The following is a 26,302-nucleotide window of genomic DNA, read 5'->3' as shown; positions in this document are numbered from 1 at the left end:
GGGCCCATCGGCAGCCGGGCGGCCTCGGCGCCCCCCGGGGCGGGGGGGGGGGGGGGGGGGGGGGCGGGGGGCCCCCCCCCGCGCCCCCCCCCCACGTCACCAGAGACCGTCACGACGGGCGTTCACCCCGCGCGCTGCGTCCCCAGCATCGACAGCGCCAACTCCCACAGCTCGCGCGAGACCTCTTCGGGGCGGGCCCGACGGGACCGCCGGGTGTGGTGGGCCATGAGCTCGTGGACCGTACCGACCATGACGAGCACGTCCGCCTTGTGGTCGCCCTCTTCCGCTTCGCCCCGCGCCACCGCGCGCTGGGTCTCGCCGGTCAGCCAGTGCGCCCACACGTCGCGCCACCGCTTGCAGTGCGCGTCCACCGCCCGGCTCACGCCCAGCACCTCGACGAAGGTCACCCGGGCCTCGCGGGGGTCCTCGGTCACCGCCTTCACATAGGCGTCGAAGAGGACCCTCGTGCGCTCGGCCATCGAGCACTCGTCCATGCCCTCGGCCATCATGGCGTTCTCGGCGGCACGCAGGCCCTTGGTCGTCACCCAGTCGTGCAGGGCGATCAACAGGCCTTCCAGCGAGCCGTATTCCTCGTACAACATCGACACCGGAACACCGGCCTTGTCACAGACTTCCTCGTCGGTGGTCTGCGCATAGCCGTAGGTGCCGAACATCGCGCGTGCCGCGTCCAGCAGTTGGGCGCGCTCCCGTGTACGAATCCTGTCCACGGACTCGGTTCCCAGAGTCCCCCAGCTGTCCGTCACCGGTCCTCCTTAGGCAGAAACGCGGGAGAGGGCCAGGTCGTCGCCTCTGCTATCGAACCGCCCGAGTCATTGTCCTCGCACAACACGCCCGATGGGCGAAACGCCACACTCTGCCACCCATGCAGCTTTCGAACGCGGAAGCGTTGACGTACGAAACACCGTACGAAAGAACCCGCCCAACCCGCCTTGTATCGCTGGTGAATTCGAAGACCTGCACGGAAATCGCGACGAACCCGCTCGGACGAGTGAGACGTTCCCGACGGCACCCACGGCGCGGCCGGGCGAGTCGTCGCGTGCGGCCTCACCGCTCAAGTGCGGCGTAGGCCGCGACCTCCTCGGCCGGATCGTGTTGCGTACCGGGCGGGGCGACGGCACCGACGTGGACATCACGCCACCCGCCCTTGCCGTCCCCGGTCAGCCCGTCCTCACCCCGGGCCCGGGCGACGGCCTCCCGGTGGGCGGCCCATGCCGCCCACGCCTCCGCCGACCGGCACTGGCCGCACAACACCTCTCCGGACGTCGCCCGGAACACGTGCTCGTCGCCCGGCCCCTCACAGGTCACGAGTGGCGGCGGAGGCTCGTACGGCGGCTTCTCCTCCACACCCTGGGGACGCACACCCTGGGGACGCGCACCTCGAGGACGCGCACCCTGGGGACGCGCACCCTGGGGACGCGACGCGTCCACGGCCACCGCACCGGTCTCGGCAGCGAAATACGCGGGCGGAGCAGGCATCTTGGCCTCCAACCGCTTCCGCACGAACCCCGGCGGCGAGTACACCCCGCCCTCCGGCAGCAACGACACCAGCGTCCGCTTCAGCTCGGCCGCCGACACCCCCCGCCGCATCCACTCCGCCGCCAGATCGACCAGTTGCCGCACCTCCTGCACCCCCAGACGCAACTGGCTCGACGCCCGCCCCAACGACAGCAGCACCCGTTCCGCCGCGACCTCCTCGGCGCCCCACTCCTCCACCGGCTTCTGCTGCGACTGCGGCTTCCGCCGCGGGGTCCGCTCCGCCTCCGGCTCCGGTTCGGGCGCCCGCCCGCCCGCGGGTACCGGCTCCCGCGCCGGTACGCGTACGGGCACCGGCACCGGCACCGGCACCACCGGTACGGGCGCGGGCGGCGCAGGGACCGGCACCGGGACGGCCCCCGCCCCTCGCTCGCGCATCCCCTCCGGCCCGCCCCGCTCCTCTCCCTTCTCCGGCAGCTCCGGCTCCAGATCGGTCAGCCACTCCGGCGGCTCCGCCCAGAATCCCGCACCTTCCTCCTCGGTGAATTGCGAGACTTTCCCGAACTTGCTTCCGTACGCTTTTCGTTCACTTTTCGAAATCCGAACAGGCAGGGTAGGTAGGGGGAATGAGTTCCCCGAAGTCTGTACGTGAGGTGGGGAACCACCGACCGACGGGGGACCCGGAACTCCGGTCGCCGGGAAGTGGTCACTCGGCGCGACCTGCGGCGATGCGAGGTCCGCGCAGGGCCCGGGGCCCTCGCCCATCTCCTCGTCGTCCAGGTCCGCGTACTTCCCGCAGTGCTCCCAGTACTCCTCCGCCTGCTGCCGCGTACTCGGCGCGTTCGACAGGATCTGCGCCGTGGCCCACCGGCCGCCCGTACGCCGGTACCGCCACTCATGGAGGTAGCCCTCACGCCTCAGAAACTTCTTGGCCCTCTGGTACGGCCCGGGCTCGATTCCCGCATCCCGCGCGAAGTCCCGCAACGGACCCAACGGCCGCGGCCGTTGCATGCCCGGGAGACTCTCCATGTACAAAATGATGATCTTCGCGTCGCTGTTCATCCGACGCGAGCCGACCAGCCCGCCCGAACGCCGCCCGGTGCCCGATACCGGCGAGATAGCATGCCAAAGCATCGCTGTGGACTCCTCAGTTATCCACTCGTGGTGAAGGCCCTCGGATCGGTGTGTCTGCACCTCCGGGGGCCGCTCCGTGCACCCGCGGGCGCACTGAGCGTGATGACGCGATCACGGTACATCACGCCGTGGGCACGCTTGTCCAGGTTTCGGCGAGAACAACCCCTGCGTGTGAACACGGACTTCGCACCACCACCCGCACCGCGGCACGCCACCCACCGAACGGGCCATGCCGCATGGGCCGCGGTACCGCCGCGCTTCTCGGCGCCTCTCCACGCCCCGAAAGTCAGGCGCCCACAAACCGGCTCAACCGGTAGGAGCTCTCCTGCAGCAGACGTCCGCACGCGTGGTCGATCCGGCGCATCTCCCCGTCGACCCCCGCCTCCCGGAGGCTGCGCAGGTGCGCCCTCAACTCCGCCTGGTCGGAGGTCTCCAGCACCACGACCCACCGCCCCGCCCCAGGTGCGGTACGGGCAGCGGTACGCCGCCGCCCGGCCTCCAGCCGTCGCTTCCTCTTCGCCTGTCCCGGCATCGGGCCGGCATCGCCGTTCACCCGACGGACGGCAACCCGGCCACTGAGGATCCGGGCAGGCCGGGCCGTTCTCGTCGAACCGGTGGATCACATCTCGGACCATGCCCTCGCGGGCCGGACCAGGACCAGACGCACTCGGGTTTCCCGCCGGCCTAGATGATCGATTCCAAGGGGTCAGTGGTCGTAGGCGGTCAGTGAGCGTAGGACGGGCTGGCTGGTGTGGTCGTTGTGCCAAATCGCGGCCGTCAGCGCGAGGAGGCGTTGCATGACGCGGGCGACCACGCCGCCCGGTGTGCGGCCTCGGTGCTGTTCGAGGTCAAGCTGGCCCTTGAAGGTCTCGTTGACCGACTCAATGACCTGCCGCAACGGCTTGAACAGAGGTGCCCCGGCCCGCTCCGGCTCGCCCTTGCGGGCCGGCCTCAGCAGCCGGATGTCCTGCTCGGCCAACTGGTGCTCGAAGGCGCGGCCGAAGTAGTTCTTGTCGCCGATCAGCGTCTGCCCGGCCCGGGCGGCGACCAGTTCCGGTTCGGCGGCGAGCAGGTCCAGCAGGGTCTCGCGTTCGTCGGCCTTGGCCCCGGTCAGGGCGAAGGCGATGGGCAGGCCCTGCAGGGTGCACACCAGGTGCAGGCGCAGGCCCCAGAAGAAGCGGCTGTGGCTAGCGCAGTACCCGTACTCGGCCCATCCGGCCAGGTCGGAGCGCTTGACGGTCTCGCGGGAGCGTCCGCACTCCACCGGCGTGGAGTCCACGATCCACACGTCATCACTCCATACCGAGGTGTCGGTTGCCAGCACCCGGGTTACCTGCCGCAGCAGCTCGGTGGCCTTGCGCAGGCGCTTGTTGTAGCCGGGCTGATTGGGCAGGTAGGGGAAGAGATGCCGCAGGTGGGCGCGGGCGTGGCGGAGCCACTTGGCCTCGGAGGTGAAGCCCAGCATGGCCTGCATCATCGCGAGTGTGACCAGCTCGACATCGGCCAGTTGCGGGGCGATCCCGACCGCCGGACGCCAGGGCGCCAGGTGCGGTGAGTCCTTCAGCAGGTCGTCGGTCTTCACATAGAGTGCGGTGGCCAGGGAGTCCAACTCTGTCTTCACACACTGACGTTGAACTCCCTCCTTCCAGCCCCGCGGGCGATTCTCCGGAACGGATCAGCAGGTGGAGATCGATGTCTCCCGCGGACTCAGGCGCCCACGGTCCCGTCGACACCTTCACGCAGAAAGTCCGCGTGCCCGTTGTGGCGGCCGTACTCCAGAAGCACGTGCACCATCACCATCCGCAGCGACACCTCCTCGCCCCATCGTGGCTGATACCCGGCCTGGTCCAGGGACTCAGCCTCCCGCTCGATACGGCGCGAGTTCTCCACCTCGGCATCCCAGGCCACGAACGCCTCGTCCCTGGTCGACGCACTCGCGTCGTACGCTGCCTGAAAGTCGATCTTGTCGGACCAGACCATAGGCGCGTCGTTGTCCTCGAACACCCGACGGAACCAAGCACGCTCCACCTCCGCCATATGCCGCACCAGACCGAGCAGCGAAAGCGTGGACGGCGGCATCGACTGCTGCCGCAGCTCCTCGTCGGTAAGCCCTTCGCACTTCATGGCGAGGGTTGCGCGGTGGTAGTCGAGGAAAGCCCGCAGCATGTCGCGTTCGCTGCCAAAATGGGGCGGTCCTATGCGATTGTCGCTGGTCATTGGTCGTGCTCCTCATCCGTGCCTGCATTGAGGGCCAGTATCTAATCCCGTCGACTGTCTCCATACGAGGGCCGTCAACCGGACCTGATTGTTCCCACAGAGGACGCCGAACACAGGAATTTGACAGACTCATTGGACCCCGCAGCCGCAACTACCCCTTGGAATCGATCATCTAGCGTGTGGTCGTGCACATCCTTGATGACCCCTGCTTGTCGCCCCGCGTCGCGACTCTCCTGGCGCGGGCACGGCGAAGCCACGAGATGCCCGCCGACCGCATACGTGCACTGGCCCGCGCGGAGACTTCCGACGGGAATGAGGCAGCGGTGCCGCCTGAGGCCGTCGAGGCGATGATTGGCTTCGAGGAACGCTACGGCGGCCTGTGGTACCCGCTCCTCAACTCCAACGGCATGGAACACGGCCTGGACGGCGAGGCCACCATCCACCTCGGCATCGACGGCTGGACCTTCCGAGGCATCCTCGATGGTGACCGGACCTGGCCGGTGGACATCCTCCCGGACCAGCGCACCGCCATGACGCTCGCGGGACGTACCAGGATCGTCAACAGCAGCGTCCTTCAGCGCCTGGAGGCCCACGCCCAGGTGCTACAGGTCCGGAACTGGCCTCATGCGACCTTCGCAGTCGCCACCGAACCCGGCCAGGAGCCGACAGTCATCGGAGACGGCCTCCCCGCACTCGACGTCGAGGCAACCGGGCCCGCCGACAGGTGGTGGGTCGGCAGCGGGACTGCGATGCATCTGGAGCTTCACGTGTGGTGGGGCGGAGAGGACATATGGATCGCGCGCTGCTTCGCGGAGCGGGCCGGGAACCTGGCGGCCACGGTCGACGCGCTACGGCACGCGGTGACGGGGGGCGCGTGGCGGGACGAGGACTGGTGCGGGCTGTGTACCCACGTCGTGCAGCCGGCGCACGTCTGCCTTCCCGACGCGGGGAAGCAGAGCGGTCGACCCCGGAGAAACAACCCTCCTCGATGACCATCGGAGGGCGACAACCAGCCATGTCTCCGGGGTGGGGGGAACGATCAGGCGCAGCGTGTCACGACGCCCACCCCATCGCGGGACGTGGGACTCAGCGCCCGGGAGTGCCGAGGAGGACAGGCGCCGCCACGGATCATGGAACAGCCCTAGACCTGGCCGTCGTCACCCGGCCTGGTCACTCAGCAGGGCGCGGGACAGTCGGGTCTGTACCGCGGCCAGCCCGCGGACCACCGGCACCGCGGTGGCCAACAGAAGCACGCCCGTGAGCGTGTTGAAGCCGACGTCGACCGCCCGCGAGGAGTTGCCGAATATCAGCTCCGCCAGCCCCTGGTCATCCGGTCCCTGCGGAAGGGACCACGACCAGGTGAAGTAGAGCAACTCGCCGATCCCGCCGAGGGTCCACGTCAGCGCCACGCTGAACGTGATGACCTGAAGCGGAAAGGAGACGACAAGGTGGCCCAGGTCGCGCCAGGACAGTGGTTCACGCACCGTCCGCAGCGCTCCCCTCCATCCCGTGCCGGCCGGGCCCGGTCGGCGCGACGGCAGTGGACGGCCCGTTACGGCAGCCACCCGCCGGCGCTCCCAATTGGCCAGGGCCCCAGCCGCGCGCAGAGTTCCGGCCAGGACGGGGAGTCCTATCCAGATCACCGCGGTGGACACCCCTAAGGCGAATCCCGTGACCGCGACGGTGAACGCCGCCACTCCGAGGGGCAGTCCGGACAGCACATATCCCAACTCCCTTCTGAACCGCCGATTCACGGGTGCGCTCTCGCTCGAAGCGTGCGGCACGGTGCGGAGTGAAGTGGTCTCAGTCATGGCACTACAGTCCCAGTCCCGGTCCGCCGGGACCAACCGGCCAACCGGCCAACGCGGGGTGGGGCTTGCCCTACCTCTGAGGTCCGGATCGCGCCGAGGCAGGCACCGTCAGGTCCGGCCGTAACGCATGCCCCACGGGCCGGGAGGAGTCACCGGCACCTCACGGCCACAGCATCTGCTTGGTCCACCCGTCCGGTGAGGACAGGTAGGCAAGCCGGGTGTGGCGGCGTTCCTTGTCGCCCTGCCAGAACTCCACCGACTCCGGACGCACCGAGTAGAGCGTCCACCCGGGCGCCACGAGGTCGGGCTCGCTCTCGATCCGCTGGAGCGACGCCTCCACCCGCGCGTCCCTCTCGGCCAGGTCCGCGAGCGGCTGGGACTGCCGGCCGAGCAGGGATTCGGCCCGTGCCCCAGCACCGCGGGCAAGGAAGTCCGCGGCGCACAGTTCAGGGGTCTCGCGCACAACCGGTCCGCGCACCCGGACCTGGCGGGCGAGTGGGGCCCAGTAGAAGGTCAGCGCCGCGTAGGGACGGTCAGCGAGGTCAAGGCCCTTGCGGCTGCCCGCGTCCGAGGCGAACTGCCAGCCCTGGGGGCCAACGTCCTTGAGGATGAGGACGCGAGCGGTCGGGTCACCACCGGCGCCCGCCGTTGCCAGTGTCATGGCATGCGGCTCCCGCACCCCGGCGCTCAACGCGTCGTGCAACCACTCGGTGAACAGCTCCACAGGCGTGTCGGGCGCAGCCGAAGGGTCGAACCCGGGAAGCTCCCCGGCGAAGACCTCGATTCCCCGCAGAACCTGGCGAAGGCCGTCCGTACCGGTCACGTTCCTCTCCCCTCAGCCGTGATCACACCTGCGGGGCCGAACCTATCAACCTGCCGCGTTCACGGGCCGACCGAGACGGACCTCGCCGCCGCCCCGGGCGCCCGGCAGGTGGCCGGTTCCGGGGATGCGCCCGCACACGATCACAAGACGACGCCTCCCGAAGGTGGGAAGGGGAGTCCGCCGCCCCGTCACCGTGCGTCTTCCCGCTCTTCACGCACGGAGGGTGGATTCTGTCCCTGCCCAGTCCGCCCCGCGGCCCCGAAGCGTGCCGACAGGGCTTTCACCCACAGCCCCAGTCCCACGAGGGAGCAGATCGCCGCCAGGCCGATGACGGTGGGAACGGCAGCCACGAGGACGAACTCGACCATGAGCTCTGCCCAGCCCGGTTCCTCACCCATCGTGCTTCCACTCTGCGCCATGGACGACACCACGCAGGAGGGAGCGGATCGGTTGCGCGCGTCGGCGCCTCGGGCTGTTCCGGGCAGTCCGCCCACGATGTCCGCACCGTCCGGCACGGGGACGTCCACGCGGGTCCCCCGACGTGTTGGGCCCGGACCGTGGCGGTCGTACGGGAGTGCCGGCGCTCAAGTGCCGTCGGCGCGGGCGGCATCGGGTCAGGTGCCGTCGGCGCCGAAGCCCGCGACGGCGAGCCGGAAGGCACGGTCCGCCTGCGCCGCCGGGTCGGTGTAGTTCTCGGTGGCCAGGGCGATCCCGACGATCAGTACGAGGAGGTCGTCGATGGTGATGTCCGCCCGCACAGCCTGGTCGTCCACGGCCTTGCGCAGCAACAGGGCGCCGGCCGCGCCGATGGTCAGCGCACAGGAGTCCTGGCCGGCCTCGTCCTGGAGAGGCTCGTAGGAGAGGACGTCCGCCAGACCGCGTGCGGCGAGCGAGTAGGCGAGCAGCTCGCGCAGCCATTCCACCAGCGCGGAGCGGCTGTCGTCCTCGCCGCGGAGCTCGTGGGCGCGCGCGCACAGGTCGTGGACGCGCTGCTTGAAGACGGCTTCGAGGAGGGCTTTGCGCGTGGGGAAGTGGCGCCGCACGGTGGCCGATCCGACGCCTGCCGTGCGGGCGATCTGCTCCAGGGACGCCTGGGCTCCCCGGGCCGCCACCTCGGCCTCGGCCACGGCGAGGATGTGCGCGTAGTTGCGACGGGCGTCCGAGCGCTGGCCGGTCATGGTCTCTCCAACGTCGATGAGCGGCATGGACGAGCGGCATCGCCCCTGCGGCATTGATAAGCGGCGGGCCCCGCCGTACTCTAGCGGCCACGAAACGGCGGGCCCCGCCGTTTATGGTGTGCGTGACCGCTGAGGAGATGTACACATGCCCGATGTACCCACGACCACTGCCGCGGCACCGGTTCTCGTCACGGGGGCCACTGGCCGCCAGGGCGGCGCCACCGTACGCGCCCTGCTCGCGCGGGGAACGCCGGTACGTGCTCTGGTGCGCGACCGGAACGCACCGCGCGCGCGAGCCGTCGAAGCACTCGGCGCCGACCTGTTCGTGGGCGATCTCACCGAACCCGTGACCCTGGAGGCGGCCGTGGACGGCGTGCGGGCCGTCTTCTCCGTACAGATGCCCGCCTACACCGGGCAGGGGTTCGACTTCGCCGGCGAGGTCGGCCAGGCGGACAACCTCATGACGGCGGCGCGGGCCGCCGGTGTGGAGCAGTTCGTCCAGTCCTCCACCAGCGGCGTGGGGCAGCACGTCGAGGCCCCGGGGTGGGCCGAAGGACGGTGGGCGGTGATGGAAGCCCCGCTCGGCACGAAGGCGGCGATCCAGGACCGACTGCGCGCGAGCGGCTTCCCCTACTGGACGTTGCTCAAGCCGGCATTCTTCATGGAGAACTTCGAGCCGTCCATGCGGTTCTACTTCCCGCGCGGCATCGAAGGGGGCCTGGTCACCGTCGTCCGACCGGGCACGCACCTGGCGCTCGTGGCGGCCCAGGACGTCGGCCGAGCCGCGGCGGCCGCCCTCTCCGCCCCCGCCGACTTCCACCGCGTGGAACTGGAGCTCGCCGGCGACTACCTGACCATGACCGAGATCGCCGAGATCCTCTCCCGCGCCGCGGGCGTCCCGCTGGCGGCCCCGGACATGACCGAGGAACAGGCCCGCGCCGCCGGAATGGGAGACATGGGCGCCACGCACGAGTTCGTGGAGGTCGTCGGCCAGCCGGCCCGGCCACAGTTCGCTCGCGCGCTGGGCATCGATGTGACCAGCTTCGACGAATGGGCGCACGAGCACCTGCGGCCTGCCGCCCGGGCAGGGAGGTAGCGTCGGCGTGTCGCCGCGCGCCCGCCCGGCCGGGCGTGGCCGCCGACGCGGCGGCGAGGAACGGATCGTGGCCGGACGATCAGCATGGCCAAGCGCCTTGGGGAAAGCCGCCGATCAGCCGGGCGGGACGGGGACGGACGCCCGCCCGCCTCCGCCGCGCCTCCACCCACCGCCCGGGCGCATCCGCCGCCCCGCTCACGTACGCCCCCTCACTCCCCCGGCAGCGGTTCCGCGCGCGCCGCGTCCAGGAGCGCGCGCTGGTCCGGGGCGAGTTCGACGTCCACCGCCTCCAGGGCCTCGTCCAGTTGCCCGAGGGTGGAGACGCCGATCACCGGCAGTGCGGCCGGGTCGTCGCCCAGCAGCCAGGCGTACACCACCTGGTTGACGGTGGCGCCGCTCTCCGCGGCCACCTCGCGGACGGCCGCCAGCTGCCGGTACGAGACGGGGTGGTCGTACGGGGCCGGGAGCGGCTTGGCCGGGTTGGAGTAGGCCCCGTCGAGCAGGGCCGTGTAGGCGAGCAGGGTCAGTTCCGGCCTCCGGCGCACTTCGGCGAGGACCGCGTCGTCCGCGTACCGCTGGACCCCGAAGTCCGTACCGGGCAGGGGGCGGAGGTACGTATGGCGCTGCTGGAGCGCGACGGCGTCGGGCAGGCCGAGTGCGGCGGCGGCCTCCTCGGTGGCGCGCAGGCGTGCGGCGGTCAGATTGCTGACGCCTGCCATGCCGACGACGCCGCCCCCGATCAGCTCGCCGAAGACGCGGACGGTCTCCCGCAGCGGCGTGTCGGGGTCGTCCACGTGCCGGTAGAGCAGGTCCACGCGGCCGGTACCGAGACGTTCGAGGCTGCCCCTGAGGGCGTCCCGTACGGCGGGGGCCGAGAGGCCCTCCAGGACGTCCGCCGCCCGGTCCGTACCGACGGGACCCACCGGCCGGCCGCCGAGCTTGCTCGCGAGGACGACCTCGTCCCGGTTGCCGCGCCGGGCGAACCAGCGGCCGAGCAGCGTCTCGCTCTCGTCGCCCGTACAGCCGTCGATCCAGAAGCAGTAGTTGTCCGCCGTGTCGATGAAGTTGCCGCCGCGCTCGACGAACCGGTCGAGCAGCGCGAAGGACGTCCGCTCGTCGATCCGTGCGCCGAAGGGCAACGCCCCCAGGCAGAGCACGCTGACGTCCCGGTCGCCGATGCGGTGGTAGCGCATGTGTCTCCTTCTCTGCGGGCCGGGGCCCGGACGAGAGCCCCAACGGTGTTGACCCGTCCCACGCTCACATCCGGAGCACGCTCCGGATCAAGTCCCGGCGGGCGGGCCCCCGTACGTACCGGCGGCAGAATGGCCCGCATGGAACCAGAACCGGTGACCGGCGCGTTGCTGACGCCGGCCGAGACCGCCGCGGAGTCCGGGTTCAGCCTGGACACCCTGCGCTACTACGACCGGATCGGCCTGCTGGGGCCGGTGGCGCGCTCCGCGAGCGGGCACCGGCGTTACTCCCCCGGCGATCTGGAGTGGCTCGCGGTGCTGCGGTGCCTCAGGGAGACGGGGATGCCCATCGCGGACATGCGGAGCTACACCGAGCTGGCCAAGGCGGGTGACGGGACCGTGCCCGAGCGGCTGGCCGCGCTGGAGGCGCACGACCTCCAGGTCGAGCGGCGGCTGGCCGAACTTCTCCATCAACGTGCGCATCTGAAGGAGAAGATCGCGTACTACCGGTCGCTCGAAAGGGGAGAAATGGGCATCAATGACCTGGATGACTGATGTCGGCGGTGCGAGCGCGTGAAACCCGGCCGGACGGACGCGATACGTCAAGTTCTCGTTACACGCCGTGCGTTGTGAGTAAAGAAACCCGCCGAGCGGCGCTATTCCTCCGGCGGAGATTGCTCCGATCACAGGATGGTCACTAAAGTCAGGGCTCGAACCTTCGCGCGATCAACTACCCATCCGGGTGAAAGCGAAGACGCCGTCGTCTCCGTGACGTGCCGGGAGCCAGGGATTCAGCTCCCGGCGCTCCGGCGGGCGGCTCGATGAGAAGGAGCTCGCTCCGTGGCGTCCCACCGCCGTCCCAAACCGCCGAGCCGCGCCCGCGTGACCGTGCTCACCGCCACCGCTGCCGCCGCTGTCGCCCTGACCTCCCAGGCGGCCCACGCCGACCCGAAGCCGACCAAGAGCGAGGTCAAGGCGAAGGTCGACAAGCTCTACTCGGAGGCGGAGAAGGCCAGCGAGAAGTACAACGGGGCCAAGGAGCAGCAGGACAAGCTCAAGAAGGAAGTCGACGCGATCCAGGACAAGGTCGCGCGCGAGCAGGACGAGCTGAACGCCCTGCGCAGTGACCTGGGTTCGATCGCCACCGCGCAGTACCGCTCCGGCGGCATCGACCCCTCCGTGCAGCTCTTCTTCTCCTCGGACCCGGACAGCTTCCTCGACCAGGCCTCCGCGCTGGACAGCCTCACGGCCAAGCAGGCCGAGTCGCTGGAGAAGATCCAGGCCAAGCAGCGCACCCTCGCGCAGGAGCGCAAGGAGGCCCAGGGCAAGCTCGGCGAGCTCGCCGAGGTCCGCGAGGCGCTCGGCAAGAACAAGAAGGCCTCCCAGGCCAAGCTCGCCGCCGCCCAGCACCTGCTGAACACCCTCACCGCGGCCGAGCGCGCCCAGATCGCCGCGCAGGAGCAGCGCGCCAGTCGCGGCGCCGGCGCCCGGGTCGACCTCGGCAACGAACTGCCCGGGTCCGCCGTCGGGTCCGCCGCCCTGTCGGCCGCCGCCACCCGGATCGGGATGCCGTACTCGCACTCCGTCACCACGGGCCCCAACTCGTTCGACTGCTCGGGCCTGACCCAGTGGGCGTACCACCAGGCCGGTGTCGAGATCACCCGCACCACGTACACCCAGTTCAACCGGGGCACCCACGTCTCGCAGAGCGCGCTGAAGCCCGGCGACCTGGTCTTCTTCAACGGCAACTCGCACGTCGGTCTGTACGCCGGTGGCGGCCAGGTGCTGCACGCCCCCTACCCGGGCGCCTACGTCCGCTACGAGTCGATGAGCACCATCGGCAGCTTCTACGGCGCGGTGCGCATCTGACCACGCCGTAGGCGTCCCCGTCGCCGCGGACGCGGGTCCTCGCGCACGCCGCACGCACGCGACACACGCCGGGGGCGGATCATGTGGGGCAGAGGCTGCGGCGTCGGCGCGGTGTGCGGCTTCCTCGCCGCGGCGGTCGCCGATGTCCTCATCGGCAGAGCCTGGACCACCTGCGACATCGGCGGGGGCTCGTACGCGAACTCGCTCACGCTGGTCGTCCTCTTCGTCCCGCTCTGGATCGTCGGCGCCCTGTGCTGGGTGCTGGCGTACGGATCGCTGGGGCGGCGCTTCCCCGGCGGGTGGGCGGTCGCGGCGGGCACGTCCGCCACCCTCTTCCTCGTCTGGTTCGCGGCCACGCGGCTGGGAATGCCGGACGACTACCCGTCGCCGCTCTGCGTGGACAACGTGCCGGGGTGGTGGCCGGCCTGGATTCCCGCGTGAGCCTCGGACTGAGGCCGGGCCGATCGGGCAGACGGATCAGTGGGCGACTCGAACTCGGCCGCCCGGAGGGCGAGTTCCGCACCGTCGCCCCGGGCGCAAGTCCCCGGCCGTACGGAGCGTCGAGTCCCCGCAAGCGCGTGCGTACGCCCGGACCAACCTTCCACGTGAGGCGGATGCCATGTCCCTGGATGACTACACCGGCGGCCAGACCAGCGGGTCCGACGTCCTGGTCGTGACCACCAACGACGTACCGGGATACGAGGTGCGGCAGGTGATCGGCGAGGTGTTCGGCCTCACCGTGCGCTCCCGCAACATCGGCTCCCAGCTCGGCGCCGGCCTGAAGTCGGTGATCGGCGGCGAGCTGAAGGGCCTGACCAAGACCCTGTCGGAGACGCGCAACGAGGCGATGGAACGCCTCGTCGAGGCGGCCCGCGCCCGCGGCGCCAACGCCGTGCTGGCGATGCGCTTCGACGTCACCGCCGCCGCGGACATCGGCACCGAGGTCTGCGCCTACGGCACGGCCGCGGTCATCGCCCCGACGTCCTGACGCTCAGGAGTGTGAACGGTGGGACGCGGCCACCGCGCCCCACCGTTCCTCCTCGACTCCTCTCTGCCGCAACTCGCTGACGGGCCGGGCCGGTTCACCTCGTCGGCCCGTCGTGGTCCGGTCGCGGACGCATCGGAGCCCGTCGGGCACTCGGAACGAGGGCGCGTTCCACGGCCGGACCGCCGGACGGGGGCCAGGGGCCGCGGCGTCAGCCGCTCGGCCTCCGGACGGCAGGGCACGGGCGGGTACGTGGTCATGGCGGCCGGCACAGGAAGCCGACCCGCCATCCACGCGGACCGCGCCCCGCCCACGCGGACCGCGCCCCGCTCACGCGGACCGCGCCCCGCTCACGCGCGCAGCCCGACCGCAGCCGCAGGCCGACAACACGCGTGCGCACGGGCCCCGTTGGGCGGAAGCGCTTCACCTCCACGCGCGTTTCCGCAGCAGATCATCGAACGCCTTTCGACGGGCCGTCGAAGGCTCCGTCGAACGCCCGTCGAAGGCTCCGTCGAACGCAACAAACCCTGTCCACCGTCTTGTCACCCTCTCCCGGCCGCCCCTACAGTCCCCCCGGATGGGAGCGCTCCCACGACTGCCCCACCACCTTCCCCCACTGCCCGAAGGGACATGATGCGACTCCGTGCACGCACCCTCCTGACAGCTCTGACGCTGATGCTGGGTACGACCACCGCGCTGCTCACCGCCACTCCCGCCACCCAGGCGGCCACGCAGGCCACCGGCCAGATATGCGAGCAGTACGGCACCACCACCGTCCAGGGCCGCTACATCGTCCAGAACAACCGCTGGGGCACCAGCGCCACCCAGTGCATCAACGTCGGCGACAGCGGGTTCACCGTCACCCAGGCGGACGGCTCCGTCGCCACCAACGGTGCCCCGAAGTCGTACCCGTCGATCTTCCTCGGCTGCCACTACACCGCCTGCTCGCCGGGGACGAACCTGCCGAAGCGGATCGACACCATCGCGGCCGTACCGACCTCGTTGACGTACGGGTACGTCGGCAACGCCACCTACGACGCGGCGTTCGACATCTGGCTGGACCCGCAGCCGAAGACCGACGGGGTCAACAGGACGGAGATCATGATCTGGTTCAACCGGGTCGGCTCCATCCAGCCCATCGGGTCCCCCACCAGCACCGCGACCATCGGCGGCAGGACCTGGGAGATCTGGACCGGGAACAACGGCGGCAACGACGTCATCTCGTTCGTCGCACCGTCCGCGATCACCAGCTGGTCCTTCGACGTCAAGGACTTCATCGACCGGACCGTCACCCAGGGCATGGCCGCCAACAACTGGTACCTGACCAGCGTCCAGGCCGGCTTCGAGCCGTGGATCGGCGGGGCGGGTCTCTCGCTCTCCGCCTTCTCGTCCTCCGTCACCGACGGGCAGGACACCAACGGCAACGGGACCGGTGGCACGACCCAGCCCGGCGGCGGCACGACGACTCCGCCGGCCGGACAGGCCGCCTGCCAGGTCGAGTACACGCCCAACGTGTGGCCCGGCGGGTTCACCACGAACGTCACCGTCAAGAACACCGGCACCACGGCCGTCAACGGCTGGAACCTCGCCTTCACCCTTCCCTCCGGCCAGCAGGTGTCCCAGGCCTGGAACGCCACGGTCAGCCCCAGCGGCGGCGCGGTCACCGCGCACAACACCACCTCCAACACCGTCATCAGCCCCGGAGGCACCCAGAACTTCGGCTTCCAGGGCACCTACACCGGGACCTACGCGGAACCCTCCGCCTTCACCCTCGGCGGGGCCGCCTGCACGGTCGTCTGACCGGGTCCGCCCCGCAGTACCCCGCCCGCAGTACCCAGCCCGCAGTACCCAGCCCGCAGTACCCCGCCCGTAGCACCACCCCGTAGTGACCCTGCCGGGAACGCCCGCACCCGGCAGGGTTCCTACGGGACGCCGTGGACGGGCATCCGTTCCGGGCCCGACGGCACCTCGGCCGGGCTCCGGGCCGTGGCGGTGGAGGGGCCGATCGACCAGCGGCCGGCCGAGAAGGCCGCCGCCGGTCCCGCCGAGCTGCTGACCGGGAGCGGGAGCGGGCGCCGGTAGATCCTCAGCCGTCCGTGAGGACGACCAGCCGCTGTGTCGCCCGGGTCATCGCGACGTAGCGGTCCACGGCCCCCTCGATGCCCGTGCCGAAGGACTCCGGCTCGACCAGCACGACGAGGTCGAACTCAAGCCCCTTGGCCAGCTGCGGGGTCAGCGACCGCACCCGGGAGGCAGCGCGGAACGCCGGGTCGCCGATGACGCAGGCGGTCCCGTCCGGGTGGGCGTCGAGCCAGTCGTCGAGGACCGTACGGAGGCCGGCGACGGGACCGTGGGTGACGGGGATGCCGCTGCTGCGGATGGAGGTCGGTACGTTGGCGTCCGGCAGAGCGGCCCTGACGACCGGTTCGGCCTCGGTCATGATCTCCGCCGGGGTGCGGTAGTTGACGCTCAGCGAGGTCAGCTCGATCCGGTCGAGTCCGATCCGCTCCAGGCGTTCTCGCCAGGACTCGGTGAACCCGTGACGGGCCTGGGCGCGGTCGCCGACGACGGTGAAGCTGCGGGACGGGCAGCGGAGCAGCAGCATCTGCCATTCCGCGTCGGTGAGTTCCTGGGCCTCGTCGACGACGATGTGCGCGAACGGGCCGGCGAGCAGGTCCGGGTCGCCTCCGGAGAGCGCCGACTCGTCGGTCAGGGCCTCGCGCATGTCCCCGACGCGGAGCATCGTGATGACGCCCTCGCCGTCGTCGTCGGCCTCCAGCAGCGCGTCGACGGTCTGGGCCATCCGCGCGTTCTCGGCGGCGATCAGCGCCTCGCCCCGGCGCTTGCGGCGCGCGGCCTCCGGGTCGCCGAGCCGCTGCCGGGCGGCGTCCAGGAACGGCAGGTCGGAGACGGTCCACTCCTGGGCGCGGGCCTCTTCGCGCCGCAGCAGGAGCCGTTCGTCGGCGTCCAGCCAGGGTGCGCAGACCCGCAGGTAGGCGGGTACGGACCAGAGGTCGCCGACCAGGTCGGCCGCGTCGAGCAACGGCCAGGCGCGGTCGAAGGCCGCGACCAGCTCGTGGTTCTTCGCCAGGGACGCGGTGAGCCGGTCCGTCGGGGTGTCCTCGTCGTGCTTGTCCACGAGGAGGCTGACCAGCTCCTCCCAGACCTGTTCGCGAGCCTCGTTGTGCGGGGTGCCGGGCTCCGCCGCCGCGAAGGCCGCCGCCCACTCCTCGGCGCTCAGCCGTACGTCGGCCCAGTGGGTGGTGACCGTCATGCCCCGCGCGGGCGGCTCCTCGTAGAACCGGACGGCCGCCTCGACCGCCTCCACCACCAGCTTCCCGGACGCCTTCAGCCGCGCCGCCTCCGGGTCCCGCTCCACGGAGGCGCGCGCCCCCTCGGCGACGAGGTCGCGCAGCACGCAGGTCTGGACGCCCTCCTCGCCGAGGCTGGGCAGGACGTCGGCGACGTAGTCCAGGTACGGGCGGTGCGGGCCGACGAAGAGCACCCCGCCCCGGCGGTGGCCGAGCCGGGGGTCGGAGTGGAGGAGGTACGCGGAGCGGTGCAGGGCCACGACGGTCTTCCCGGTGCCCGGGCCGCCGTCCACCACGAGGGCGCCGCGCGAACCGGCGCGGATGATGGCGTCCTGGTCGGCCTGGATGGTGGAGAGCACGTCCCGCATCCGGGGCGAGCGGTGGGAGCCGAGGCTCGCGACGAAGGCCGACTGGTCGTCGAGCGCGGCGTGCCCGTCGATCCCGTCGGCGGTGAAGACCTCGTCCCAGTAGTCGCCGATCCTGCCGTCGGTCCAGCGGTACCTGCGACGGCTCGCCAGGCCCATCGGGCTGGCGTGGGTGGCCCCGAAGAACGGCTCGGCGGCCGGGGAGCGCCAGTCGAGCAGCAGCCGCCGACCGGCGCTGTCGGTGAGGCCGAGCCGTCCGACGTACACCGGATCGTCGTGCGCGTCGCCGACCATCCGCCCGAGGCAGAGGTCGAGGCCGAAGCGGCGCAGGGTACGCAGGCGGGCGGTGAGGCGGCGGATCTCGGTGTCCCGGTCCATCGCCTGCCGGCCCGCACCACCGGGCGCCCTGCGGGCGGCGTCGAGCTGAGCGGTCAGCTCGGCGACCGACTCCTCCAGGGCCCGCGCGACGGCGGCGAAGTGCTCCTCGTCGCGGGCGACCAGCCGGGGGTCGGCCTTCGCGGCGAGCCGGTCGGGGAGCGCGAACGCGGTGGTGGCCGGGGATGTGTGCAGGGGTGTGCTCAGGGGGGCCGGGGTGGGCTGGGAGGGCATGCGGGCGGCTCCGAGTGGGGGCACGACGCACGGAGTTCCGAGGTCGGCCGCCGATTGTGCGCCACCGAGGGGGCCTTGCCGCAAGGCCCCCCTTGCGCTATACGTTGAGAGTGGAAAGAGGTGGGTACACCCTCTTCCTCGTCCCTCCCTGTCTCCACCGGCCGCCCCGGGCCTCGTCCTGTCTCCACCGGCCGCCCCGGGCCTCGTCGTCGCCCGGCCGCCGCCCGCGGCCTTGAGCCTCAGCCCCGTTACGCGTCCTGTTCCCGGCCCTGTTCCTCGTCCGCGCCGCCGAGCCCGGCGAACATGTCCAGCAGCGACTGCGGGGCGTTCGGCGCGAAGATGGCCGCCAGCCCCTCGGCGGACTCCAGCGCCGTCCGCTCGGCACGCGGGAAGAGGAGCTCCTCGTACGCCGAGAGCGCCGCCTCCGTGTCCCCCGGGTGCGCGGCCAGGCAACGGCCGAGGTCCGCCCCGTCGATCAGCGCGAGGTTCGCGCCCTCCCCGGCGAACGGCGACATCAGGTGCGCCGCGTCCCCGAGAAGCGTGACGCCCGGAACCCGGGACCAGCGGTGGCCGACGGGCAGTTCGTGGATGTGCCGGGGCACCAGCGTCCCGTCCGCCTCGGCGATGAGCCCGCGCAGGCTGGGCGCCCAGTCCGCGAAGTGCTCCAGCACGGCCGCCTTCGCCGCCCCGGCGTCGGTGAAGTCGACCGTGCCCAGCCAGCTTTCGTCGGTGCGCAGCGCCACGTAGACGTGCAGGCTGCCGTCCGTCTCGCGGTGGCCCAGCAGCGCCTTCCCGTCACCGAGCCCGAAGAACATCCCGCCGCCGAGCAGCGTCGCGGCCTCGGGGTGCCGGTTGTCCGCGTCGAACAGGTCGACCTCCACGAAGGAGATCCCGGTGTACGCGGGCACCGCGTCGGACACCAGCGTCCGCACCCGCGACCAGGCGCCGTCGGCCCCGACGAGCAGATCGGTGGTGAACACCGACCCGTCGGCGAGCGTCACCTCGTACCGGCCGCCCCGGCTCCCGCCGCCGTCCGCCGCCCGGCACGCCACCACCTTGGAGTTCCAGCGGACGGCGCCCTCCGGAAGGGAGGTGAGCAGCAGGTCGCGCAGGTCGCCCCGATCGATCTCCGGGCGCTCGCCGGAGCCGTCGTCCTCTTCCTCCCGGTGTACGAAGCCGTTCTTGTCGAGCAGCCGCATCGCCTGACCGCCCGGGTGCACCTTGGCCAGGAACGCCTCGTGCAACCGCGCCTCGCGCAGCGCCGCCTGCCCGGTCTCCTCGTGGATGTCGAGCATCCCGCCCTGCTTACGGGCGTCCGGCGAGGCGTCCAGGTCGAAGACCGGGACGTCGATGCCGTGCACGTGCAGGACCCGGGCGAGCATCAGGCCGCCGAGGCCGCCGCCGACGACGGCCATGGGGTGGTGGGGGGTGGGGGTGGATGACGTGGATGAAGGGGTGGTCGTCATGGCGTGGCTCCTTCTCGGCGTACTTCGTACCGGCAGCGGCGCCGGGATTCGTCCGGCAACGGCGCCGGGACCGGACCAGACAGGTCAGACAGGTCAGATCCGGATCAGGTCAGGTCAGGTCGCGCGGAGTGGCCAGCGCGCCGTTGACGACCACCCGGAACATCCACCCGAGGCGCTGCGGCGGGGCCCCGGAGAACAGGTCGTCGCCGAGCGCGGCGATACGCGGATACGTGTCGGCGGACGCCGCGCGCAGCGCTCCGACCAGTGCGTCGTGCTCCTCCTCGGCGGAATCGGTCTCCGAGCGGGTGCCCTGCTCGGCAGCGGCGGCGGTCGCCAGCTGGAGCAGGACGTCCACGCCCCAGGCGGCCTGCCCCGGAGGCACCCCGCCCTCGTCCAGCAGGGCGAGGATCGCCTCCACCAGCGCCAGGTAGTTCGCCCCGGTGGGCCGCGCCACGAGCGCGGAACGCGCGAGGCTCGGGTGGTCGAAGAGCACCCCCGTGTACGACCCGAGCACCTGGACGAGTCGCTCCCGCCAGTCCCCCCGGGCCTCGGCCGGGCACTCCGGGGCCTTCGCGGGGCTCAGGTCGACCGCGCCGAGGTACTCCTCCAGGATCGCGGCGTGCAGCTCGGCCGTGTTCCCGAAGTAGACGTAGAGCGAGGCCGGCCCGGTGTCCAGCTCCGTCGCCAGCCGCCGCATGGTCACGCGCTGGAGCCCTTCGGCCCGCATGATCCGCACGGCGGCCTCGACGATGCCCGCATGACTGAGCGCGGGCTTGGCGGGCCGCTCACGGCGACTGCGGGGGGCGGGGGGTGGGGTGGCTGGTGTCATACGACGAGCGTAGCGAACATGTTCGTAGCGAACAAGTACGCCACGAACATGTTCGTCACTGCTGTCGATGACCGACCCGGCGCGATGCTCGGACAGACCACCCCCGCACGCGCGGGGAGCACACCGCGATCAGCGTGTCCGGGCTGCCCTGGTCGGGACCATCCCTGCACGCGCGGGGAGCACGGGGGCGCCCGCCGCGGTGAACCGGAGCGCTGGGGACCATCCCCGCACGCGCGGGGAGCACATGAGTCCGTACGCGCGGGTGATGGTGTTGACGGGACCGTCCCCGCACGCGCGGGGAGCACCTTCTCGGCCTGGCCGGTGAGCTGTGCGGCCTGGGACCATCCCCGCACGCGCGGGGAGCACGTCGTCGTCAGCAACGCCCCCCGCGAGTGCCCGGGACCATCCCCGCACGCGCGGGGAGCACCGCAGCGGGAAGACGATCGCGAGCCTGCTCGCGGGACCATCCCCGCACGCGCGGGGAGCACGGACGATCTGCTCGCCGGTCGACCGGAGTTCGGGGACCACCCCCGCACGCGCGGGGAGCACTTGATCATGTCGCCCAACACGCTGTCCCAGACGGGACCATCCCCGCACGCGCGGGGAGCACCGCGCCGCCGCCTGGTGTTGGCTGCCGGTCTGGGGACCATCCCCGCACGCGCGGGGAGCACATCTGCTCCCTGCGGAGCTTCATGAGCTGAACGGGACCATCCCCGCACGCGCGGGGAGCACGCAGCAATGCAGAGGCCCCGACACCCGGGGGGGGACCATCCCCGCACGCGCGGGGAGCACGTGATCCCGAAGTGGACGCAGGTGGCGGCACTGGGACCATCCCCGCACGCGCGGGGAGCACACGCTCGGCGAAGCCCTCGCCATCGTGGCCCAGGGACCATCCCCGCACGCGCGGGGAGCACCACTCGACGGTGGTTTCTGCGGCGGTGCGCTCGGGACCATCCCCGCACGCGCGGGGAGCACAACGGCGTGTGGCTCGAAGATTTCACGCACGAGGGACCATCCCCGCACGCGCGGGGAGCACTGCAGAATCTCCGCCCTGTAGCCACGACGGTGGGGACCATCCCCGCACGCGCGGGGAGCACATCGGCAATGCGGACGCGGTACAGGCCCAGATGGGACCATCCCCGCACGCGCGGGGAGCACGACCCGCCCCCGGCGGAGGACGCTCGCCCGTACGGACCATCCCCGCACGCGCGGGGAGCACAGGAACTCCTTGAACGGGGCGAGCGCCCCGTAGGGACCATCCCCGCACGCGCGGGGAGCACGCCGGCGTCCGGGCACCGGAAACACCGGCCCAGGGGACCATCCCCGCACGCGCGGGGAGCACCTTCGGCATGAGCAAGCTGATCGATGCCTCCCTGGACCATCCCCGCACGCGCGGGGAGCACACACAGACGGCCCGGCGGTCACCCGCCGGGCCGGGACCATCCCCGCACGCGCGGGGAGCACGGAAGGCGCGGTTGTTGCGAAGTACAGCCGTGGGGACCATCCCCGCACGCGCGGGGAGCACGACCGGCACGGAGATGGGCTACTACGAGCTCCCGGGACCATCCCCGCACGCGCGGGGAGCACGGCCACCCGCTTGGCCCCGGTCAGCGAATCGAGGGACCATCCCCGCACGCGCGGGGAGCACCCGGCCACCATGAGCGCCTGGTCCCGCAGCGCGGGACCATCCCCGCACGCGCGGGGAGCACCTCCTTGCCCGTACGCTCGCGGGTCACGATGAGGGACCATCCCCGCACGCGCGGGGAGCACCGCTGGCAGCATCTGGCAGCGCAAAGACGGCCGGGACCATCCCCGCACGCGCGGGGAGCACTACCGCCACGCCTGCTTCGTGAAGTTCAGCTTGGGACCATCCCCGCACGCGCGGGGAGCACCCAGACGGCAGGTGAGCGGTGACCACCGCACCGGGACCATCCCCGCACGCGCGGGGAGCACCCGTGCCGGCGGCGGCCAGACCGGAGAGCACCGGGACCATCCCCGCACGCGCGGGGAGCACGCAGTGGGTGGCGGCGTCCGCGGCTGCGCGGAGGGACCATCCCCGCACGCGCGGGGAGCACCCTTCCCGACCTGCGGGTTCATCTCGCCGAAGGGCCTGATTCGACCAACTTCACCGACTCGGACATTTCACCCACTCCCGCCGACACGTACCGCTCATCCACTCACCCCACCCGCCAAGTCAACAGCACCCGCCCCGCAGCCCGCCGGAAAACAGGGCCGCAGCCATCCAGCCCCCTCAACTTCCCATCCCCCTCCCTGCTGTCAGTCCCTCATGCTTGGCTCTCCCCATGGACGACGCACCCGGCACGGGCACCCAACCGCAACGCGGCGAACCGGACACCCCCACGCCCACCGCACACCCTCGCCAGGGCACACCGACTCCTCCCCCCGAGACCGAAATCGCCGCCCTCCTCTCCTCCCTGCGCGCCCAGCGTCGGCACGTGATCGGGATACTCGACGGGCTCGACGCCGACGCCCTGCGCAGGCCGGTCCTTCCCTCGGGGTGGAGTTGTCTGGGGCTGGTGCAGCATCTGGCGCTCGATGTCGAACGGTTCTGGTTCCGGGCCGTGTTTCTCGGCGACACCGACGTCATCCGGTCACTGGACGGCATCGAGGACGCCTGGCAGGTTCCGGCCGGCGCCTCGCCTTCCGACATCCTCGGCACGTATCTCCGCGAGACCGAACGCGCGGACTCCGTCATCGCCGCCGCTCCTTCCGCGGACGCGCCCCTCGCGTGGTGGCCGCGTCACCTCTTCGGAGAGCCGCATCTCCACACCCTGCGGGATCTCCTGCTGCACGTCATCACCGAGACCGCCTGTCATGCCGGACATCTCGACGCAGCCCGTGAACTCACCGACGGCAGGCGATGGTTGACCCTCACCTGACCGGTCCGTTGTCGTCCACTTCCGGCAAGCTCCTCCGCGCCTCGGACGGAATGCCACACTGACCGGATGATCGACGACCTTCCTGCCGGCCTCACTGCCCGGCACCTCGCCGAGGAAGACCATCTCCGCGTGCTCGCCGTACTGGACACGTGGTGGGGCGACCTCAAAGGAGATGCGGGGGCGACGGAACGGGCGCTGCTTCTTCCCCGGCTGTACTTCCAGCATTTCGCCACCACCAGTTTTCTGGTCGAACGCGACAGCGGAGAGGTAGCGGCCTTCCTGGTCGGCTTCATGTCGCCGACAGTGCCCGCTACCGCCTATGTGCACTTCGCCGGCGTCGACCCGGCAGTGCACGGCCAAGGGGTCGGGAGCACCCTCTACCGGGCCTTCTTCGCGCTCGCCCGGTCCCGTGGGCGCCACCACGTGCACTGCGTCACCAGCCCGGAGAACGTCGCGTCCCAGGCATTTCACACGCGGCTCGGTTTTACGGCCTCAGCCGTGAAGCCGGACTACGACGGCCCCGGTCTCGATCGGGTGACGTTCGCCATCGACCTCTCCGCAGGGCCAACGGTCACCCCCTGACAGGGCGCACAGCATTCGTCTTCACGACGCGGGGCTGCCTGATCGGTCCACCGGTCCCTCACCTCAAATCAGGACCCCGCGCAGGAGGTTACGGATCAACGCGTCCGCGAAAGCCACGTCGAGCGTCTCGTCGGGCAGCAGCAGCCGGTGGTAACAAGCGCCCCACAGCTGGTCCACGACGACCTGCGGGTCGACGTCGGCGTGGATCTGGCCGACGGCCTGCGCTCGGGCGAGCCGTTCGACCGCGAGGAGTCGGCGCGGGTGGGTGTAGCGCTCCGCGAGGGCGGCGGCCAGGGCGGCGTCGGACTGGGCGGCGCCCACGAGTTGGGCGATGACGTGCCCCGTACGCGGGTCGGTGAGCAGGCCGACGAAGGCGTGGAGCTGGGCGGTGAGATCGCGCTCGATGTCCCCGGTGTCCGCGAACGCGAGGGTGCTCTCGACCGCGCTGAAGTACGCCTCGAAGGCCAGGGCCCCGGGCGAGGGCCACCACTTGTAGAGCGTCATCTTGCTGGCGCCCGCGCGAGCCGCCACCTTCTCGAAGGTGATCCCGGGCAGCCCGGCCTCGAAGAGCATCGCACCGGCCGCCTCCAGTACCGCTTCACGCACCTCCGTCGCGGGGCGGCGGCCTCGGCCGCGCCTGACGGAATCCTTCGGCTCTTCGGCCAACGCCGCGCCCCTTCCCGCTCACCGTGCTCACCGTCGTGCACCAGAAGGCCCCGCGCGCCGCGTCGGCGGTGCACCTGCCCCCTGCTTGCAGTATATGGACAATCAGTCTACATTTTTTAATGGACAGGCAGTCCATAAATGAGCAGGCGAGCGGGAGGCTGATCCCCATGACCGACACCACCCAGCCCCGGACCGACAGCGGCAGCGGCAGCGGCAGCGGCAGCAACAGTGACGGCACCCCCGGCGCCCCCACCCGCGTGGCCGTCGTCACCGGCGCTTCCGGCGGCATCGGCCGGGCCGTCGCGGAGCGGCTGGCCGCCGACGGCATGGCCGTGGTCGTGCACTACGGACGGGACGAGGCGCGGGCCCAGGAGGTCGTGGCGGCCGTGGAGAAGCTGGGCGGGCAGGCCACCGCGATCAGCGGCGACGTGGCGGACGAGCACGCGATGGCCGCGCTCTTCGCGGCGGCCGAGCAGGCGTACGGCGGCGTGGACGTGGTGGTGAACACGGCCGGGATCATGCTCCTCGCCCCGGTCGCCGAATTCGACCTCGACGCCTTCGACCGTATGCACCGCACCAATGTGCGCGGCACGTTCGTGGTGTCCCAACTGGCCGCCCGTACGCTCCGCTCCGGCGGTGCGCTGATCAACTTCTCCACCTCCGTGACCCGGCTCCAGCAGCCCACGTACGCCGCCTACGCGGCCACCAAGGGTGCCGTCGAGGCGATGACGCTGGTCCTCGCCCGTGAGCTGCGCGGCCGGAACGTGACGGTGAACGCGGTCGCGCCCGGCCCGACCGCCACCCCGCTCTTCCTGGAGGGCAAGCCGCAGCAGGTGGTGGACACCATCGCGGGCCTCTCGCCGATGGAGCGCCTCGGCACCCCCGAGGACATCGCCGAGGCCGTCGCGTTCCTGGCCGGTCCGGGCCGCTGGATCAACGGCCAGGTGCTGTACGCCAACGGCGGCGTCGCCTGACGCCCAGAACCGCCGACGAGTTTGTCCCCATCGATCGAAGCAGAATCGACTCGGCGGGAACCTTCGGCCGGGTGCCGGACACGTACAGGGCATGGAACTGAACGACGCCGGCCCCGCCATACCCGCCGGAGGGGCATCCCCACCGGTCGGCGGCACGGCCCTACCGCTCGGAGGCCCTTCCGACCGGGAGCTCTGGGCGAGGGCCGTCGGCGGCGACCGGGAAGCCTTCGGCCGGATCTTCGACCGGCACGCGAAGACCGTCTACAACTACCTCTTCCGGCGCACGGCCGACTGGTCCGAGGCCGAGGACCTCACCTCGACCGTCTTCCTGCACGCCTGGCGACGGCGTACGGAGACGGTGCTCGACCGCGACTCGGCCCTGCCGTGGCTGCTGGGCATCGCCGACCGCCTGCTGTCGAACACCAGGCGGCGGCTGAGGCGGGCGGAGGCGTTGCTGCACCGGCTCGTCTCGCACGACGAGCCGGTGGGCGACCACGCGGAACGTATCGCCGTCCTGGTCGACGACGAGCGCCGCATGTCGGAGATCCACCGGGCGCTGGCCCGGTTGCCCCGCCACGAACGCGAGGTCGTCGAGCTCTGCGTCTGGTCGGGCCTGGATCAGCAGGCGGCCGCGACGGCGCTGGGGGTGGCCGTCGGGACCGTGAAGTCCCGGCTGCACCGGGCCCGGCGCAGGCTGGGGGCGCTCCTCGTCGACGGAGCCACGGTTCCGGCGTCGTCCAGTTCGAAGAATCCCGTCAACGCGAAGGAGTTCGCGCGGTGAACGACATGCCAGGTATTCCTGC

Annotated in this window: 24 protein-coding genes and 1 CRISPR repeat array; of the genes, 11 read left to right on the top strand and 13 right to left on the bottom strand. The window is 71.4% G+C overall.

Annotation, left to right across the window (positions count from 1 at the left end):
- Window positions 1–122: 122 nt before the first annotated feature.
- From ACFZAX_RS06615 to ACFZAX_RS06595, 5 genes are all read right to left on the bottom strand, one after another.
- A complete protein-coding gene (locus ACFZAX_RS06615) occupies window positions 123–764 on the bottom strand; it encodes a TetR family transcriptional regulator (RefSeq protein ID WP_390959721.1) in 642 nt (213 codons plus the stop codon).
- 301 nt (window positions 765–1,065) lie between these two features.
- On the bottom strand, window positions 1,066–1,902 hold the full coding sequence (locus ACFZAX_RS06610; RefSeq protein WP_390959720.1) for a hypothetical protein: 837 nt from the start codon (window positions 1,900–1,902) through the stop codon (window positions 1,066–1,068).
- A 1,012-nt stretch (window positions 1,903–2,914) separates the two neighbouring features.
- A complete protein-coding gene (locus ACFZAX_RS06605; RefSeq protein WP_390959718.1) occupies window positions 2,915–3,181 on the bottom strand; it encodes a hypothetical protein in 267 nt (88 codons plus the stop codon).
- A gap of 153 nt (window positions 3,182–3,334) precedes the next feature.
- Window positions 3,335–4,249: an IS982 family transposase gene (locus tag ACFZAX_RS06600; RefSeq protein ID WP_390959716.1), complete on the bottom strand. Its 915-nt coding sequence runs from the start codon at window positions 4,247–4,249 to the stop codon at window positions 3,335–3,337.
- A gap of 86 nt (window positions 4,250–4,335) precedes the next feature.
- Complete coding sequence (locus ACFZAX_RS06595; protein ID WP_390959714.1) at window positions 4,336–4,845, bottom strand: DinB family protein; 510 nt, start codon at window positions 4,843–4,845, stop codon at window positions 4,336–4,338.
- Window positions 4,846–5,168: 323 nt separating this feature from the next.
- Here ACFZAX_RS06595 and ACFZAX_RS06590 point away from each other — a divergent pair, with 323 nt between their 5' ends.
- On the top strand, window positions 5,169–5,837 hold the full coding sequence (locus tag ACFZAX_RS06590) for a hypothetical protein (protein ID WP_390959712.1): 669 nt from the start codon (window positions 5,169–5,171) through the stop codon (window positions 5,835–5,837).
- Window positions 5,838–6,002: 165 nt separating this feature from the next.
- On the opposite strand, the gene ACFZAX_RS06585 is transcribed toward ACFZAX_RS06590, so the two are convergent.
- From ACFZAX_RS06585 to ACFZAX_RS06575, 3 genes are all read right to left on the bottom strand, one after another.
- Complete coding sequence (locus tag ACFZAX_RS06585; RefSeq protein WP_390959710.1) at window positions 6,003–6,656, bottom strand: sensor domain-containing protein; 654 nt, start codon at window positions 6,654–6,656, stop codon at window positions 6,003–6,005.
- A gap of 160 nt (window positions 6,657–6,816) precedes the next feature.
- On the bottom strand, window positions 6,817–7,479 hold the full coding sequence (locus ACFZAX_RS06580; RefSeq protein ID WP_390959708.1) for a pyridoxal 5'-phosphate synthase: 663 nt from the start codon (window positions 7,477–7,479) through the stop codon (window positions 6,817–6,819).
- 614 nt (window positions 7,480–8,093) lie between these two features.
- The gene (locus ACFZAX_RS06575) at window positions 8,094–8,657 is read right to left on the bottom strand and encodes a TetR family transcriptional regulator (protein WP_390959706.1); all 564 of its coding nucleotides are present in this window, start codon (window positions 8,655–8,657) and stop codon (window positions 8,094–8,096) included.
- Window positions 8,658–8,802: 145 nt separating this feature from the next.
- On the opposite strand from ACFZAX_RS06575, the gene ACFZAX_RS06570 reads away from it, so the two are divergent.
- The gene (locus ACFZAX_RS06570; protein WP_390959704.1) at window positions 8,803–9,753 is read left to right on the top strand and encodes an NmrA family NAD(P)-binding protein; all 951 of its coding nucleotides are present in this window, start codon (window positions 8,803–8,805) and stop codon (window positions 9,751–9,753) included.
- 209 nt (window positions 9,754–9,962) lie between these two features.
- Here ACFZAX_RS06570 and ACFZAX_RS06565 read toward each other — a convergent pair whose 3' ends face one another.
- Window positions 9,963–10,946, bottom strand: a complete 984-nt coding sequence (locus ACFZAX_RS06565; protein ID WP_390959702.1) for an aldo/keto reductase — start codon at window positions 10,944–10,946, stop codon at window positions 9,963–9,965.
- Between the two features lie 138 nt (window positions 10,947–11,084).
- On the opposite strand from ACFZAX_RS06565, the gene ACFZAX_RS06560 reads away from it, so the two are divergent.
- The 5 genes from ACFZAX_RS06560 (at window position 11,085) to ACFZAX_RS06540 (ending at window position 15,597) form a co-directional block, all read left to right on the top strand.
- Window positions 11,085–11,498 (top strand): MerR family transcriptional regulator, encoded by a 414-nt coding sequence (locus tag ACFZAX_RS06560; protein ID WP_390959700.1) that lies wholly within the window; start codon window positions 11,085–11,087, stop codon window positions 11,496–11,498.
- Between the two features lie 285 nt (window positions 11,499–11,783).
- A complete protein-coding gene (locus tag ACFZAX_RS06555) occupies window positions 11,784–12,812 on the top strand; it encodes an NlpC/P60 family protein (RefSeq protein ID WP_390959698.1) in 1,029 nt (342 codons plus the stop codon).
- 81 nt (window positions 12,813–12,893) lie between these two features.
- On the top strand, window positions 12,894–13,253 hold the full coding sequence (locus ACFZAX_RS06550) for a hypothetical protein (protein WP_390959696.1): 360 nt from the start codon (window positions 12,894–12,896) through the stop codon (window positions 13,251–13,253).
- Between the two features lie 178 nt (window positions 13,254–13,431).
- Complete coding sequence (locus ACFZAX_RS06545; protein WP_390959694.1) at window positions 13,432–13,800, top strand: heavy metal-binding domain-containing protein; 369 nt, start codon at window positions 13,432–13,434, stop codon at window positions 13,798–13,800.
- Between the two features lie 630 nt (window positions 13,801–14,430).
- A complete protein-coding gene (locus ACFZAX_RS06540; RefSeq protein WP_390960072.1) occupies window positions 14,431–15,597 on the top strand; it encodes a cellulose binding domain-containing protein in 1,167 nt (388 codons plus the stop codon).
- Window positions 15,598–15,883: 286 nt separating this feature from the next.
- Here ACFZAX_RS06540 and helR read toward each other — a convergent pair whose 3' ends face one another.
- The 3 genes from helR to ACFZAX_RS06525 all read right to left on the bottom strand — a co-directional run bounded on the left by helR (window position 15,884) and on the right by ACFZAX_RS06525 (window position 20,377).
- Window positions 15,884–18,082 carry an RNA polymerase recycling motor ATPase HelR gene (gene helR, locus ACFZAX_RS06535; protein WP_390959692.1) on the bottom strand — a complete coding sequence of 733 codons (2,199 nt, stop codon included), beginning with the start codon at window positions 18,080–18,082 and terminating at the stop codon, window positions 15,884–15,886.
- Between the two features lie 248 nt (window positions 18,083–18,330).
- On the bottom strand, window positions 18,331–19,548 hold the full coding sequence (locus ACFZAX_RS06530; protein ID WP_390959690.1) for an FAD-dependent monooxygenase: 1,218 nt from the start codon (window positions 19,546–19,548) through the stop codon (window positions 18,331–18,333).
- Between the two features lie 109 nt (window positions 19,549–19,657).
- The gene (locus ACFZAX_RS06525) at window positions 19,658–20,377 is read right to left on the bottom strand and encodes a TetR/AcrR family transcriptional regulator C-terminal domain-containing protein (RefSeq protein WP_390959688.1); all 720 of its coding nucleotides are present in this window, start codon (window positions 20,375–20,377) and stop codon (window positions 19,658–19,660) included.
- 93 nt (window positions 20,378–20,470) lie between these two features.
- Window positions 20,471–22,452: a CRISPR direct-repeat array (repeat unit 29 nt; unit sequence GGGACCATCCCCGCACGCGCGGGGAGCAC).
- Between the two features lie 228 nt (window positions 22,453–22,680).
- Here ACFZAX_RS06525 and ACFZAX_RS06520 point away from each other — a divergent pair.
- Window positions 22,681–23,277 (top strand): DUF664 domain-containing protein, encoded by a 597-nt coding sequence (locus ACFZAX_RS06520; RefSeq protein ID WP_390959686.1) that lies wholly within the window; start codon window positions 22,681–22,683, stop codon window positions 23,275–23,277.
- 66 nt (window positions 23,278–23,343) lie between these two features.
- Window positions 23,344–23,859 (top strand): GNAT family N-acetyltransferase, encoded by a 516-nt coding sequence (locus ACFZAX_RS06515; protein WP_390959685.1) that lies wholly within the window; start codon window positions 23,344–23,346, stop codon window positions 23,857–23,859.
- A 63-nt stretch (window positions 23,860–23,922) separates the two neighbouring features.
- Here ACFZAX_RS06515 and ACFZAX_RS06510 read toward each other — a convergent pair whose 3' ends face one another.
- Window positions 23,923–24,465 carry a TetR/AcrR family transcriptional regulator C-terminal ligand-binding domain-containing protein gene (locus ACFZAX_RS06510; RefSeq protein ID WP_390959683.1) on the bottom strand — a complete coding sequence of 181 codons (543 nt, stop codon included), beginning with the start codon at window positions 24,463–24,465 and terminating at the stop codon, window positions 23,923–23,925.
- A 227-nt stretch (window positions 24,466–24,692) separates the two neighbouring features.
- On the opposite strand from ACFZAX_RS06510, the gene ACFZAX_RS06505 reads away from it, so the two are divergent.
- Entirely contained in the window at window positions 24,693–25,499 is an 807-nt protein-coding gene (locus ACFZAX_RS06505) for an SDR family oxidoreductase (protein ID WP_390959681.1), read from the top strand.
- A gap of 91 nt (window positions 25,500–25,590) precedes the next feature.
- Window positions 25,591–26,280, top strand: a complete 690-nt coding sequence (locus ACFZAX_RS06500; protein ID WP_390959679.1) for a sigma-70 family RNA polymerase sigma factor — start codon at window positions 25,591–25,593, stop codon at window positions 26,278–26,280.
- The last annotated feature ends 22 nt before the right edge of the window (window positions 26,281–26,302 follow it).

This window comes from Streptomyces sp. NPDC008125 (assembly GCF_042957125.1).
GTDB lineage: Bacteria > Actinomycetota > Actinomycetes > Streptomycetales > Streptomycetaceae > Streptomyces.
Note: the sequence above shows the minus strand (reverse complement) of the source record. Positions and strands in the feature narration are given on the sequence as shown.

What these genes read in the sequence shown, in the direction of transcription:
- ACFZAX_RS06595 (WP_390959714.1), bottom strand. Translation starts at nt 4,845, where the DNA reads ATGACCAGCGACAATCGCATAGGACCGCCCCATTTTGGCAGCGAACGC.
- ACFZAX_RS06585 (WP_390959710.1), bottom strand. Translation starts at nt 6,656, where the DNA reads ATGACTGAGACCACTTCACTCCGCACCGTGCCGCACGCTTCGAGCGAG.
- ACFZAX_RS06575 (WP_390959706.1), bottom strand. Translation starts at nt 8,657, where the DNA reads ATGACCGGCCAGCGCTCGGACGCCCGTCGCAACTACGCGCACATCCTC.
- ACFZAX_RS06570 (WP_390959704.1), top strand. Translation starts at nt 8,803, where the DNA reads ATGCCCGATGTACCCACGACCACTGCCGCGGCACCGGTTCTCGTCACG.
- ACFZAX_RS06565 (WP_390959702.1), bottom strand. Translation starts at nt 10,946, where the DNA reads ATGCGCTACCACCGCATCGGCGACCGGGACGTCAGCGTGCTCTGCCTG.
- ACFZAX_RS06560 (WP_390959700.1), top strand. Translation starts at nt 11,085, where the DNA reads ATGGAACCAGAACCGGTGACCGGCGCGTTGCTGACGCCGGCCGAGACC.
- ACFZAX_RS06550 (WP_390959696.1), top strand. Translation starts at nt 12,894, where the DNA reads ATGTGGGGCAGAGGCTGCGGCGTCGGCGCGGTGTGCGGCTTCCTCGCC.
- ACFZAX_RS06545 (WP_390959694.1), top strand. Translation starts at nt 13,432, where the DNA reads ATGTCCCTGGATGACTACACCGGCGGCCAGACCAGCGGGTCCGACGTC.
- ACFZAX_RS06540 (WP_390960072.1), top strand. Translation starts at nt 14,431, where the DNA reads ATGCGACTCCGTGCACGCACCCTCCTGACAGCTCTGACGCTGATGCTG.
- helR (WP_390959692.1), bottom strand. Translation starts at nt 18,082, where the DNA reads ATGCCCTCCCAGCCCACCCCGGCCCCCCTGAGCACACCCCTGCACACA.
- ACFZAX_RS06530 (WP_390959690.1), bottom strand. Translation starts at nt 19,548, where the DNA reads ATGACGACCACCCCTTCATCCACGTCATCCACCCCCACCCCCCACCAC.
- ACFZAX_RS06525 (WP_390959688.1), bottom strand. Translation starts at nt 20,377, where the DNA reads ATGACACCAGCCACCCCACCCCCCGCCCCCCGCAGTCGCCGTGAGCGG.
- ACFZAX_RS06520 (WP_390959686.1), top strand. Translation starts at nt 22,681, where the DNA reads ATGGACGACGCACCCGGCACGGGCACCCAACCGCAACGCGGCGAACCG.
- ACFZAX_RS06515 (WP_390959685.1), top strand. Translation starts at nt 23,344, where the DNA reads ATGATCGACGACCTTCCTGCCGGCCTCACTGCCCGGCACCTCGCCGAG.
- ACFZAX_RS06505 (WP_390959681.1), top strand. Translation starts at nt 24,693, where the DNA reads ATGACCGACACCACCCAGCCCCGGACCGACAGCGGCAGCGGCAGCGGC.
- ACFZAX_RS06500 (WP_390959679.1), top strand. Translation starts at nt 25,591, where the DNA reads ATGGAACTGAACGACGCCGGCCCCGCCATACCCGCCGGAGGGGCATCC.